Annotated in this window: 10 protein-coding genes and 4 tRNA genes; 9 read left to right on the forward strand and 5 right to left on the reverse strand. The window is 56.2% G+C overall.

The genetic code is table 11. From position 1 onward, the window contains the following. From wzxE to M2433_RS23015, 9 genes are all read left to right on the forward strand, one after another. A complete protein-coding gene (wzxE, locus tag M2433_RS22975) occupies positions 1-1,251 on the forward strand; it encodes a lipid III flippase WzxE (RefSeq protein ID WP_429057869.1) in 1,251 nt (416 codons plus the stop codon). Next, complete coding sequence (locus M2433_RS22980; protein ID WP_429057867.1) at positions 1,248-2,327, forward strand: TDP-N-acetylfucosamine:lipid II N-acetylfucosaminyltransferase; 1,080 nt, start codon at positions 1,248-1,250, stop codon at positions 2,325-2,327. Before wzxE ends, M2433_RS22980 begins: the two co-directional genes overlap by 4 nt. Continuing rightward, complete coding sequence (wzyE, locus tag M2433_RS22985) at positions 2,324-3,676, forward strand: ECA oligosaccharide polymerase (RefSeq protein WP_429057865.1); 1,353 nt, start codon at positions 2,324-2,326, stop codon at positions 3,674-3,676. Before M2433_RS22980 ends, wzyE begins: the two co-directional genes overlap by 4 nt. Positions 3,677-3,688: 12 nt before the next feature. After that, positions 3,689-4,429: a lipopolysaccharide N-acetylmannosaminouronosyltransferase gene (wecG, locus tag M2433_RS22990; protein WP_059311526.1), complete on the forward strand. Its 741-nt coding sequence runs from the start codon at positions 3,689-3,691 to the stop codon at positions 4,427-4,429. A gap of 197 nt (positions 4,430-4,626) precedes the next feature. Continuing rightward, positions 4,627-6,012, forward strand: a complete 1,386-nt coding sequence (thrP, locus tag M2433_RS22995; protein ID WP_024907972.1) for a bifunctional threonine/serine APC transporter ThrP — start codon at positions 4,627-4,629, stop codon at positions 6,010-6,012. A 102-nt stretch (positions 6,013-6,114) separates the two neighbouring features. Next, positions 6,115-6,191 (forward strand) — tRNA-Arg (locus M2433_RS23000). A gap of 64 nt (positions 6,192-6,255) precedes the next feature. Continuing rightward, positions 6,256-6,331 (forward strand) — tRNA-His (locus M2433_RS23005). 22 nt (positions 6,332-6,353) lie between these two features. After that, positions 6,354-6,439: transfer RNA gene (locus M2433_RS23010), tRNA-Leu, on the forward strand. A gap of 46 nt (positions 6,440-6,485) precedes the next feature. Further along, a tRNA-Pro gene (locus tag M2433_RS23015) sits at positions 6,486-6,562 on the forward strand. 506 nt (positions 6,563-7,068) lie between these two features. Here M2433_RS23015 and M2433_RS23020 read toward each other — a convergent pair. The 5 genes from M2433_RS23020 to hemC form a co-directional block, all read right to left on the reverse strand. Further along, positions 7,069-8,280 (reverse strand): MFS transporter, encoded by a 1,212-nt coding sequence (locus M2433_RS23020; protein WP_429057863.1) that lies wholly within the window; start codon positions 8,278-8,280, stop codon positions 7,069-7,071. Positions 8,281-8,452: 172 nt separating this feature from the next. Next, on the reverse strand, positions 8,453-9,652 hold the full coding sequence (gene hemY / locus M2433_RS23025) for a protoheme IX biogenesis protein HemY (protein WP_047345464.1): 1,200 nt from the start codon (positions 9,650-9,652) through the stop codon (positions 8,453-8,455). 2 nt (positions 9,653-9,654) lie between these two features. Next, complete coding sequence (hemX, locus tag M2433_RS23030; protein WP_047345463.1) at positions 9,655-10,857, reverse strand: uroporphyrinogen-III C-methyltransferase; 1,203 nt, start codon at positions 10,855-10,857, stop codon at positions 9,655-9,657. A 20-nt stretch (positions 10,858-10,877) separates the two neighbouring features. After that, on the reverse strand, positions 10,878-11,618 hold the full coding sequence (gene hemD, locus M2433_RS23035) for a uroporphyrinogen-III synthase (protein WP_429057860.1): 741 nt from the start codon (positions 11,616-11,618) through the stop codon (positions 10,878-10,880). Further along, a complete protein-coding gene (gene hemC / locus M2433_RS23040; RefSeq protein WP_429057858.1) occupies positions 11,615-12,556 on the reverse strand; it encodes a hydroxymethylbilane synthase in 942 nt (313 codons plus the stop codon). The genes hemD and hemC overlap by 4 nt, the downstream gene beginning before the upstream one ends. Positions 12,557-12,819: the final 263 nt, after the last annotated feature.

Here is a 12,819-nt window from a genome sequence, read left to right on the forward strand (position 1 = left end):
ATGTCTCTGGCAAAAGCATCGGTGTGGACCGCCGCGTCCACACTTGTCAAAATTGGCGCCGGGCTGCTGGTCGTCAAGCTGTTGGCCGTCTCATTTGGCCCCTCCGGCGTGGGGCTGGCGGGTAATTTCCGCCAGCTTGTCACCGTCCTTGGGGTGCTGGCAGGTGCCGGTATCTTCAACGGTGTGACCAAATACGTTTCTCAGTACCATGATGACGCGGTTCAGCTTCGCAGGGTGGTGGGCACCTCTTCGGCGATGGTCACAGGTTTTTCGACCCTGATGGCGATTGTCTTTCTGCTGGCGGCGGCCCCCATCAGCCTGGGATTGTTCGGGCACACCCATTATCAGGGGCTGGTGCGTCTGGTTGCGCTGGTTCAGATGGGCATTGCCTGGGCTAACCTGCTGCTGGCGCTGATGAAAGGTTTTCGCGATGCTGCCGGGAACGCCCTTGCGTTAATCCTGGGCAGCGTCATCGGCGTGATTGCCTACTACTTCTGCTATCGCCTCGGTGGCTATGAAGGCGCGCTGCTCGGCCTGGCGCTGGTGCCGGCGCTGGTCGTTATTCCCGCGGCGCTGATGCTGATGCGTCGGGGCGTCATCCCGCTGAGCTACCTGAAACCGCAATGGGATAAGGTCCTTGCCAGCCAGCTGGGTAAATTTACCCTGATGGCGCTCATTACCTCTGTCACGCTGCCCGTGGCCTACGTGATGATGCGAAACCTGCTGGCGGCGCATTATAGCTGGGACGAAGTCGGGATCTGGCAGGGCGTAAGCAGCATTTCCGACGCCTACCTCCAGTTTATTACGGCTTCCTTTAGCGTTTATTTGCTGCCAACATTATCGCGTCTGACGTCCAGGCAGGATATTACCCGTGAGATTTTCCGATCTCTGCGCTTTGTGTTGCCGGCTGTTGCGGCTGCCAGCTTTACCGTCTGGCTATTGCGCGATGTCGCCATCTGGCTGCTGTTTTCCGCGAAGTTTATAGCCATGCGCGATCTCTTTGCCTGGCAGCTGGTGGGCGATGTGCTGAAAGTGGGTGCTTACGTTTTCGGCTATCTGGTGATTGCAAAAGCGTCCCTGCGGCTGTATATCCTGGCGGAAATTAGCCAGTTTGCATTACTGACCTCGTTCTCGCACTGGCTGATACCCGCTCATGGGGCGCTGGGGGCGGCTCAGGCCTACATGGCAACCTATATCGTTTATTTCGCTGCCTGTTGCGGCGTATTTTTATTGTGGCGTAAACGCGCATGACTGCACTGATTCACATCCTGGGATCGGATATCCCACACCATAACCAGACCGTCTTGCGGTTCTTCAACGACGAGCTGGCATCGGGTAATCCTGATGCGCGCGAGTTTATGGTTACAGGTCAGGATAAGGGCCTGAGCGCCGCATTTCCGGCGCTGAAGATGAGCTTCTGGCCGGATAAGGCCGCGCTGGCGAAGGCAGTTATTGCCAAAGCCAAAGCGGATCGTGACCAGCGATTCTTCTTCCACGGGCAGTTTAATACCGGCCTGTGGCTGGGACTCCTCAGTGGGGGGATCAAGCCTTCCCAGTGTAGCTGGCATATCTGGGGCGCCGATCTCTACGAAGTCTCCCGCGGCTGGAAATTCCGTCTTTTCTATCCGCTGCGCCGTATGGCACAGGGAAGGGTGGGCTGCGTTTTTGCTACCCGTGGCGATCTCAACTATTTTGCGAAGCAGCACCCGAACGTGCGCGGCGAACTACTCTATTTCCCGACCCGGATGAATCCGGCGCTGAACGCCATGGCGAATGACACGGTGCGTGAAGGCAAGCTGACGATCCTGGTGGGGAATTCCGGCGATCGCAGTAACGAACATGTCTCGGCGCTCAGGGCGGTGCATCAGCAGTTTGGCGACACGGTGAACGTGGTGGTGCCGATGGGCTACCCCGCCAACAACGACGCCTACATTGATGAGGTTCGCCAGCAGGGGCTCACGTTATTCAGCGCGGATAACTTGCATATTCTGCGGGATAAGCTGGAATTTGATGAATACCTTACGCTGCTGAGAAAATGCGACCTCGGGTATTTTATCTTTGCCCGTCAGCAGGGCATTGGCACACTGTGCCTGCTGATTCAGGCGGGGATCCCCTGCGTGCTCAACCGCGACAACCCGTTCTGGCAGGATATGGCCGAACAGCATCTTCCGGTCCTGTTCACCACCGATGTGCTCAATGAAGAGGTTGTACGGGAAGCACAGCGGCAGCTGGCGCTGGTGGATAAAAATTCCATCGACTTCTTTAGCCCGAATTACCTCACGCCGTGGCACCGTGCGCTGCGTATCGCTGCAGGAGACAAAGCATGAGCCAGTTGCAATTCAGCGGTTTGCTGGTCGTTTGGCTCCTGAGCGCCCTGTTTATCGCCACGCTCACCTGGTTTGAGTTCCGCCGCGTGCGTTTCAACTTTAACGTGTTCTTCTCGCTATTGTTTCTGCTGACGTTCTTTTTCGGTTTCCCGTTGACCAGCATTCTGGTCTTCCGTTTTGACGTGAGCGTCGCGCCGCCGGAAATTCTCCTCCAGGCGATTCTGGCGGCGACCTGCTTCTATGCGGTGTACTACGTCACCTATAAAACGCGTCTGCGTCCAGCGCATGCCGACGCGCCGCGCCGGGCGCTGTTTACCATGAATCGGGTGGAGACCCACCTGACGTGGGTGATGCTGATGACGATTGCCCTGGTCAGTGTCGGCATCTTCTTCATGCATAACGGCTTCCTGCTGTTTAAGCTCCACTCCTACAGCCAGATTTTTTCTGCTGAAGTCTCGGGCGTGGCGCTTAAGCGGTTCTTCTACTTCTTCATCCCGGCGATGCTGGTGATCTTCTTCCTGCGCCAGGACAGCAAAGCGTGGCTGTTCTTCCTGGTCAGTACCGTCGCGTTTGGCATCCTGACCTACATGATTGTGGGCGGTACGCGCGCCAACATCATCATCGCCTTCGCCATCTTCCTGTTTATTGGCATTATTCGCGGCTGGATCTCGCTGTGGATGCTGGTTGCGGCAGGAGTGTTTGGCATAGTGGGGATGTTCTGGCTGGCGCTGAAGCGGTATGGAATGAACGTGGCGGGTGATGAGGCGTTTTACACATTTCTCTACCTCACGCGCGATACATTCTCGCCGTGGGAAAACCTGGCACTGCTGCTGCAAAACTACGACAAGATTGATTTCCAGGGACTGGCGCCGATTGTTCGCGACTTCTACGTCTTTATCCCTTCCTGGCTATGGCCGGACCGGCCTGGCGTGGTGCTGAACACGGCGAACTACTTTACCTGGGAAGTGCTGAACAACCATTCCGGTTTGGCAATCTCGCCTACGCTTATCGGTTCACTGGTGGTGATGGGCGGGGCGTGGTTCATTCTGCCCGGAGCAGTTGCCGTGGGGTTGATTATTAAGTGGTTCGACTGGCTTTACCTGCGCGGCAACGAAGAGACCAACCGCTACAAGGCGGCCATTTTGCACAGCTTCTGCTTTGGTGCCATTTTCAATATGATCGTTCTGGCGCGCGAAGGTCTGGACTCGTTCGTTTCGCGCGTGGTCTTCTTCATGGTGATTTTCGGCCTCTGCCTGCTACTGGCCAAACTGTTGTACTGGCTGTTTGACAGCGCAGGGCTTGTGCACAAGCGCGAGCGGCAGGGCAGCACGACGCTGTCGCAAGTCTGAGTAAGGATAGTAATGACTGATAACATTTCTGCACCGCGCTATGCGCTACGTGGTCTGCAGCTTATTGGCTGGCGCAACATGCAGCACGCGTTGGATTTTCTGTTCGCCGACGGCCAGATGAAATCCGGCACGCTGGTCGCCATCAATGCGGAAAAGATGCTGGCCGTAGAAGATAACGCCGAGGTCAAAAGCCTGATCGGCGCGGCTGAATTCAAATACGCTGACGGGATCAGCGTGGTCCGCTCTCTCCGTAAAAAGTATCCTGACGCTAATGTTTCCCGCGTGGCGGGTGCCGATCTCTGGGAGCAGCTTATGGCTCGCGCAGGCGCGCAGGGTACGCCAGTGTTCCTGATTGGCGGGAAGCCGGAGATACTGGCCCAGACTGAGGAGAAACTGCGTCGTCAATGGAATGTTAATATTGTCGGCAGCCAGGATGGTTACTTCAAGCCTGAAGAACGGCAGGCTCTGTTTGAGCGCGTTCGCGACAGCGGGGCGAAAATTGTCACCGTGGCGATGGGTTCTCCGCGCCAGGAGATCCTGATGCGTGACTGCCGTCAGGTTTGTCCGGACGCTCTCTACATGGGCGTCGGCGGCACGTACGACGTCTTTACCGGCCACGTTAAGCGCGCCCCGAAGGTTTGGCAAAATCTGGGGCTGGAGTGGCTATACCGCCTGTTATCGCAACCGACGCGCCTTAAACGACAGATCCGACTGCTACGCTACCTCGCCTGGCATTACACCGGGAAAATGTAATCAAAATGTAGCGCGATATGCTATTCGCGCTGCAACTCGCCTGCAAAACTGCTGATAATCTGTGCAATGCATTCATTTTTTTAATGCATCGTTTGCCATTTGGCAGATTTTAAGAAACCATTCGCTCCGTATTTTAGTACCCCTAAAAAACAATACCCGGTCTTAAGCCGGGAAACAGCAAACACAATCGAGGATTTATGGCAGAGAAAAAACCGGAGCTACAGCGTGGGCTGGAAGCTCGTCATATAGAACTGATAGCGCTGGGCGGCACTATCGGCGTGGGCCTGTTTATGGGCTCGGCAAGCACGCTCAAATGGGCAGGCCCTTCCGTATTACTGGCATATATTATTGCCGGGCTGTTTGTTTTCTTCATCATGCGCTCCATGGGCGAAATGCTCTTCCTGGAGCCCGTAACCGGCTCCTTCGCCGTTTACGCGCATCGCTATATGAGCCCATTCTTCGGCTATCTGACGGCCTGGTCATACTGGTTTATGTGGATGGCGGTGGGCATCTCCGAGATCACCGCGATAGGGGTCTACGTTCAGTTCTGGTTCCCGGACATGGTCCAGTGGATACCCGCGCTGATTGCCGTGGGGCTGGTGGCCCTGGCAAACCTGGCTGCCGTGCGTCTTTACGGTGAAATTGAGTTCTGGTTCGCAATGATCAAAGTCACCACCATTATCGTGATGATTGTCGTCGGCCTGGGCGTGATTTTCTTCGGCTTTGGCAACGGTGGACACGCTATCGGCTTTGGCAACCTGACCGAAAACGGCGGCTTCTTCGCCGGCGGCTGGAAGGGCTTCCTGACGGCGCTATGTATCGTTGTGGCCTCGTATCAGGGCGTAGAGCTGATCGGTATCACCGCCGGTGAAGCGAAAAACCCGCAGGTCACGCTGCGTAGCGCGGTGGGCAAAGTGCTGTGGCGTATCCTTATTTTCTACGTGGGCGCGATCTTCGTCATCGTGACTATCTTCCCGTGGAACGAAATCGGCACGACGGGTAGCCCGTTTGTATTAACCTTCGCCAAAATTGGCATCACGGCGGCGGCGGGTATCATCAACTTTGTGGTCCTGACGGCAGCGCTGTCAGGCTGCAACAGCGGGATGTACAGCTGCGGGCGTATGCTCTACGCACTCTCGAAGAATAACCAGCTGCCTGCGGCAATGAGCAAAGTCTCACGTGCAGGCGTGCCGGTTGCCGGCGTCGCGGTATCCATTGCTATCCTGCTGATTGGCTCCTGCCTGAATTACATCATTCCTAATCCGCAGCGCGTGTTCGTTTACGTCTATAGCGCCAGCGTACTGCCGGGCATGGTGCCGTGGTTTGTTATCCTCATCAGCCAGCTGCGTTTCCGCCATGCGCATAAAAAGGCGATTGAAAGCCATCCGTTCCGCTCAATTCTGTTCCCCTATGCGAACTATTTAACGATGGCGTTCCTGATTTGCGTATTAATCGGGATGTACTTTAATGAAGATACCCGCATGTCGCTGTTTGTCGGGGTGATCTTCCTGGCGGCCGTAACGGCTGCTTATAAGCTTTTTGGCCTGGGTCGCCGTGCCACCACGCAGAAAGTGGAGGAATAAGCGGCAAAATGTGCAAACCATAACCAAACGCGCATTTTTTTCAAAAAAGCACTAGACAGCGGGGACGGAGGTACGTAATATCCAGCCCCGCAACGGCGCTAAGCGCCCGTAGCTCAGCTGGATAGAGCGCTGCCCTCCGGAGGCAGAGGTCTCAGGTTCGAATCCTGTCGGGCGCACCATTAACCCGGTGCTGGAGCTGCGGTGGTCTGAGAAGTAGTCAGTACCGCGTGAAAGAATACAGTGGTGGCTATAGCTCAGTTGGTAGAGCCCTGGATTGTGATTCCAGTTGTCGTGGGTTCGAATCCCATTAGCCACCCCATTATTTGAAAGAGTTGTGAATTGCGAAGGTGGCGGAATTGGTAGACGCGCTAGCTTCAGGTGTTAGTGTCCTTTGGATGTGGGGGTTCGAGTCCCCCCCCTCGCACCACGACTTTTTAAATGAATTGAACTAAAAATTCAAAAAAGCAGTACATCGGCGAGTAGCGCAGCTTGGTAGCGCAACTGGTTTGGGACCAGTGGGTCGGAGGTTCGAATCCTCTCTCGCCGACCAATTTTGAACCCCGCTTCGGCGGGGTTTTTTGTTTTCTGCCACTTTTTACTCCTGTAGTCATTCCCCGACAGCATCCTGTTTCATTGTCGCGATTCAGCGACATATAATGCATTGAAAATAAACATATTTATTATCCATGGGTTTTGCTGTCTCCTCCTGGCGACAAATTTCTTTATTGATCGATGTCTTGTAGCGATTAAGACGGCGCTCAGCAGCATAATTTCCTTTTATCTTAAAATGTTGCGTCATGTAAAACTTCTGGATGTTATGTTGGCACGTTACGTGCAATAATATACGCGTAGATGCTCATTCCATCTCTTATGTTCGCCTTAGTGCCTCATAAACTCAGGAATGACGCAGAGCCATTTACGGTGCTTATCGTCCACTGACAGATGTCGCTTCGGCCTCATCAGACACCATGGACACAACGTTGAGTGAAGCACCAAATATGTTGTCTTACAGACCTGTTTTAACGCCTGCTTTTATAGCAGGCGTTTTTTTATGCCTTATTCCCGGTACCTACGCATGATCAGGGCGACCAACAGCAGGGCGGCTGACGAGACCGTATAGAGCGCCAGCACTGAGCCAAACCCAACTGCCACCAGCGCTGCAATGCCGGTGAAAAGAGAGGCGCTGAGCGTTTGCCAGCGCCAGGCTTTACCGCTGGCCGACGCGGTTTGCGTGATATGAAAACTGCTCAGTACGCCAAACGTGCCGGCCGCGAAGAGAACGTTCGAAGCCAGATGCGCGATAAAGATCATCCCCAGCGCAGATGCCATCCACCCGGACAACAACGGCAGCATTCCATAAGCGGCCAGAAAGATCCCGAGACAAATGATGATTCGCGGCGTATGGGCGGCAAAGCGCGTCAGGCTCTCTTTTTTTAGCAGCATGGGGCCGCAAAGTTGTCCCATGCTCCTTGCGAAAAGCAGAGGCAGAGCAAGGCCCGCCGCATCCTCAGGATGGAGCTGCTGCGCCAGGGCCGGAAGTAGCGCCATAGCCGGTGAGCCGACCGCCGCCAGCGCCGGCAGAATGAGCAGGCTGCGTTTTTGCCGAACGGTCAACGTCCGCCAGCGGAGTGGCGCGGGGGCTGCCTCTTTTCCGGGGAGCGGTAGCAATGGCGCAGAAAACCGGCGTCCAGCCAGCCACAGCAGCAACAGCGACCCGAGAAAGCTGGCGGCATCAAGAGCCAGCAAGGTAAACACGGAGGTCTGCTTGAACAGCACCACGCCGAGTCCGGTACCCAATAACACCTGAGAAGCAAAAATCACATTTTCCAGACAGGTCGCAGCAGGCAGCTCTGTTTCGCGAAGTCCGCGCTTAAAGAGCATTGTCAGCGCGGGCCAGCTCATCCCGCTGAGCAGCGCTTCGGTGGATTGCACGGCGAGTAGCGAGGCAATGCTGTGATAACCCGCACCGAGCAGGGGGAAGAGCAGGGCGAGCAATCCCAGCCCCTCGGTCAGTATCAGCAGGGATAGCGGAGAATAGCGCGAGCACAGCTTTTCGCCGATCGCGCTGCCGATGAATCCCGGAACCGTAGCGAAAAGAAAAGCGAGGGTTAGCAGGGCGGGCGGGGCCGACCACGCTAACAGTAAACCAAAGACCACGACCTGGGTTAAACCATTTCCCAGCGAAGAAAAGATAAAAGCACAGGCAAGCAGGCGCAGCCAGCGGTGGCAGCGCAGCGCTTCAATAAGCGCATACAAAAGCGAGTTCATGAAGATTTCTTTTCAAAAACGTTTTAATCCACGCTGCAGAAAATGCGCGTGTGTGAAAAAAGGTTAATGAAAAGACATCGTTACATTGGCGGGTTCGTTTACAGATGCGGTTGTAAAGAATGTAGCAGGAGAAAGGCGATAAAAAAAGGAGGCCGTCTGGCCTCCTTTTTGTTTATTGCGGATTACCGTTATTTTGCAGCGTCAGCAACAGCCCATCGCGGCGCATGGCGGCCGCCTCTTCCGGCTTATGCTGCTTGTCCAGCGTATCGGCAAGCCACGCGTAGTCAAAGGCATCAGGACGCTGTTTCAGCGCCGCGCGGAAGGCGAGGCTCGCCTCCTGCCATTCACCGTGCTTCATCAGCGACTGACCGAGCGTGCTCCACAGCAGCGGACGGTCGCCAACGGTTTTAATCTGCTGACGCAGCACTTTCTCGACTTGCTCAGGGTTGTTGGTTTTCAGGCGCGGGATCACCATCACCAGACGATCGTCGTACTGGCGCTTCAGACCATCGAGGAGGATCTCCTGTGCGGTGTCGTGATCGTCACATTCAATCAGATGTTCCGCCATCGCTACCTGCAGAGGGATCTGCTGGCGCGTTTTACGGCTCTGATTCTTCCACCACGTTTTCAGTCCATCGCTGCCCAGGTCAGCGCGCGCCTGATCCATCAGGCCAATCCACGCCAGGCGCTGAAGCTCATCACGATGTTCATCATCACCGACCTCGGCCTTCGCCATCGATGGAATGATATCCAGCAGCGAGCCCCACGCGCCGGTACGAATATAGGCCTGCTCGGCAAGACGCAGCACTTCCGGATGGCGTGGCGCGACTTCCAGCAGGCGGTCAATACCGTGGCGAGCCGCGTGATCCTCATTGCGCGCCAGCTGCAGACGAACGCGCGTAATTTCCACCGGAATCGGATCGCCATGCGCCAGCTCTGCCGCCCGCTCCAGGTGCTGATTGGCGCGGGCTTCGTCACCGCGCTGCTGCGCGGCTTCGGCAGCCAGCAGATAGTTCACCACCGGCTGTTCGGCATGATCGGCGTTTTTCGACATCAGCTTTTCAACCTGCTGATAGTCACCCTCTGCAAGCTTAAGCAGCGCCTGTTCGGTCTGTTTGCGGGCGCGGCGACGCTTGCGGCCAACGAACCAGCCGCGCGTATGGGCACCGGTGCGGAAAATACGACGCAGGATCCACTCGAGAGCAAACAGCACCACCACGCCGAGGATCAGAATGATCGCCAGACCCGTTACGCTGGTTTCAATGTTGTAGTTATCGGTCTGGATCAGGACGTAGCCCTGATGACCGGCAAGCATCGGCCCCAGCACGATCCCGGCGATCAGCAGGATGAAGAGTAAGAGAACTTTTAGCATCGTTACTCTCCCTGCGGCGCGCTTTCAGGCGCGGGTGCGGATGCTGGAGCGGCTGCCGCTCCGCCCGTCTGCTCTGCCGGTACGCCCGGCTGCGCCAGAAGGTTACGAACGCGCGTCTGCATCAGTTTCTCCAGAATCGGCTGGCTGGCCAGCTTATCCGGCACGTTCATGGTGATGTTCTGCTGGCTCAGTTTATCAATGTCTTCAAGGAAGGCGGTGGTCGTCGCATCATCGGTGTTGTAGTAGGCGCGTACCCACGTTGAGACGTTATCCAGCGCCTGTTTGTAGGTCTCTTCCTGATGACGCGGCACGGCCTGTGCCGCTACCAGCAGACGGGAACGAATGTTTTCGCGCAGATAGATATCCTGGTTCGGCGCCAGCAGCGGTACGGCGGTTTCGTCGCGGCGGCGGATGGTGATAAAGCTGTCCATAAAGTTCTGCCAGCTTTTTTGCAGGTTCACGCGCCATTCGCTCAGGGAGGTGGAAAGCTCGGTGCCGTCGGAGTCCATCGGGGAGTCGTCGTCGTTGTTATCCGCCAGCTGCAGGTTATCAATCTGATTCGAAAGCTGGTTCACTTTAAGGATAATGCCGTCGTAGTCCACCTGTGAGACGGCGGAGAGGCTGGCGATGTCTTCGGTGATCGCACGACGTGCGGTAATAAGGCTTGGGTCGTTCATGTCTGCCAGGCTTGCATCAGCGCTTTTCAGCAGCGCGGCGGCAGTGGTGACGTCCTGATCGCTCCAGAGCTTGCGTCCGGCGAGCTTCACCAGGAAGTCAGCCTGCGAGAGCAGCCAGGTTTTGGCATCGGTGCCGGAAATCGTGGCGACTTTCTGCTGCACTTCGCCCAGCTGTTTGGTCAGCTCTTCCTGTTTGCTGTTCGCATCGGCAAGCGCGGCGGCCTGCTGTTTAATCACGGTTTCCAGCTCGGTTTTTTGTGTCTCCTGCGCTTTTTGCAGGGCAGTGAGCTGATTTACCAGCGCATCGCTGGTGGACGTCTGGTTAGCACCCTGTTGCTTCACCAAGCCGTACAGGCCAACACCTGCTGCCAGCGCAATGGCGATGGCAATCGCGCTCAGCGTGAGGCTCGTTTTGTTGCTGCCGTTTTTCTTCTCAGCGGTTTTCTCAGTCGTCTCTGGCTGTGGCGTTGTCTCCACAGTCTCCCTGGTCTCTTCAACCACGGCGGAGGATTTATCGTGTTCCGTCATTATGGCTTCCCATTTGAGAGTTATTGTAATGCGCGCAGCAGCGCATCGTTGTCAGCGTTATCAGCGATCCGAATATCATGCCAGCCCAGCTCCCGGGCCTGGTTCGCCAGACGCTCACTGACGACCAGAAGCCGGCAGTGGAGTAACCAGTTTTCACGATACCATTGCGGCACAAGTGACCAGAGCTGCTGGAGCATTTCACCGCTGGTCACGACCAGGGTCGTAATGCCGCGCGTATGCCAGCGCATCGCCTCTTCTGCACCGTCGTAATGTTTTGCACAACGCTGGTAGCACTCGCAGAACGTGACGTTAGCCCCGCGCTCGCGCAGCGTTTCACCCAACAGTTCGCGTCCGCCGTTACCGCGTAAAATCAGCGCACGTTTTCCAGCAATGGTTTGTAATTCAGGTAATTGTAGCAAGACTTCACTGATTTCCCGATCTAACGGGTAACGAACATCCGCGCCGCTTACGGTATGCAGCGCCAGCGCCGTAGTGCGGCCAATCGCGAAATAGCGCGGTGCGGTTGGCCAGGACAACCCCTGCTGTTGCAGCTGCGCGTGGGCAAATTCCACGGCATGTTGCGACAGTGCAAGCAGCAGGTCGCCTTCCTGAAGGGTATTCATCTGGTCGGCAAGCGCAGAGAGCTCCCGACCCGGGGAGAATTCAATAAGCGGAAAACTCCAGGCCACCTGCCCCAGTGCGCGCAGACGGCTCACTAATTGCTCTCCTGCGGGAGAAGGGCGGGTGACGAGAATACTCATGCAGGGGGTTCTCCATTATAAACGTCAGCCAGAATCTCGCGGGCGCCGTTATCCAGTAACTCTTCTGCTAGCGAAACGCCAAGCTGTTCGGCATCTTGCGCTTTACCGCGACGTTCGCCGCGCACCATCTGCGAACCGTCCGGGGCACCTACCAGCGCGCGCAGCCACAGTTCACCATTCGTCAATTCAGCATAGCTGCCAATTGGAACCTGGCATCCCCCTTCGAGGCGGGTATTCATCGCACGCTCGGCTTTAACGCGGGTAGCGGTCTCGTCATGGTTCAGCGGCGCCAGGAGCTGGCGGGTACGCGCATCGTCCAGACGGCACTCAATGCCAACGGCGCCCTGGCCAACGGCCGGCAGCGACAGCTCTGGCGGTAACGCCACGCGAATGCGTTTCTCAAGACCCAGACGCTTCAGCCCGGCAACGGCGAGAATAATGGCATCGTAATCGCCGTTATCCAGCTTGCCCAGACGCGTGCCGACGTTACCGCGCAGCGAGCGAATGATCAGGTCAGGACGACGTTCCGCCAGCTGACACTGACGGCGTAAACTGGACGTGCCAACCACGCTACCCTCTGGCAGCGCATCGAGCGAGTCGTAGTGGTTAGAGACAAACGCGTCGCGCGGATCTTCGCGCTCGCAGATGGTCACCAGCCCCAGCCCTTCCGGGAACTCGACGGGCACGTCTTTCATCGAATGTACGGCGATATCGGCGCGGTTCTCAAGCAATGCCAGTTCCAGTTCTTTGACAAACAGGCCTTTACCGCCCACTTTTGCCAGCGGCGTATCCAGGATCACGTCACCGCGCGTGACCATCGGCACCAGCTCGACGCGCAATCCACTGTGGCAGGCTTCAAGGCGCTGCTTAACATAATGTGCCTGCCAGAGCGCGAGAGGGCTTTGGCGTGTGGCAATTCTCAAAACATTGTCTAACATGCTTGTTACCGTCATTATCAATCGCTAACCATCCTAACATTGTTGACTCTGGGATGGCAGTTTTACGGTTGATGAAGAGTGAGAGGGACAAGGCGGCGTATTCGTCAGCCATAGCCGTATTCAGGAATTTACACGTACAGAACGGTGCTACACTTGTATGTAGCGCATCTTTCTTTACGGTCAACCGGCAAGGTGTTAAATTGATCACGTTTTAGACCATTTTTTCGTCGGTACCACCATAATGATAAGGGCGAAAAAGGGTA

It is taken from the genome of Enterobacter sp. AC1, assembly GCF_050434705.1.
GTDB classification, from domain to species: Bacteria; Pseudomonadota; Gammaproteobacteria; order Enterobacterales; family Enterobacteriaceae; genus Enterobacter; species Enterobacter cloacae_L.

Coding starts and splice junctions, on each gene's coding strand:
- wzxE (WP_429057869.1), top strand. CDS start 1: ATGTCTCTGGCAAAAGCATCGGTGTGGACCGCCGCGTCCACACTTGTC.
- M2433_RS22980 (WP_429057867.1), top strand. CDS start 1,248: ATGACTGCACTGATTCACATCCTGGGATCGGATATCCCACACCATAAC.
- wzyE (WP_429057865.1), top strand. CDS start 2,324: ATGAGCCAGTTGCAATTCAGCGGTTTGCTGGTCGTTTGGCTCCTGAGC.
- wecG (WP_059311526.1), top strand. CDS start 3,689: ATGACTGATAACATTTCTGCACCGCGCTATGCGCTACGTGGTCTGCAG.
- thrP (WP_024907972.1), top strand. CDS start 4,627: ATGGCAGAGAAAAAACCGGAGCTACAGCGTGGGCTGGAAGCTCGTCAT.
- M2433_RS23020 (WP_429057863.1), bottom strand. CDS start 8,280: ATGAACTCGCTTTTGTATGCGCTTATTGAAGCGCTGCGCTGCCACCGC.
- hemY (WP_047345464.1), bottom strand. CDS start 9,652: ATGCTAAAAGTTCTCTTACTCTTCATCCTGCTGATCGCCGGGATCGTG.
- hemX (WP_047345463.1), bottom strand. CDS start 10,857: ATGACGGAACACGATAAATCCTCCGCCGTGGTTGAAGAGACCAGGGAG.
- hemD (WP_429057860.1), bottom strand. CDS start 11,618: ATGAGTATTCTCGTCACCCGCCCTTCTCCCGCAGGAGAGCAATTAGTG.
- hemC (WP_429057858.1), bottom strand. CDS start 12,556: ATGTTAGACAATGTTTTGAGAATTGCCACACGCCAAAGCCCTCTCGCG.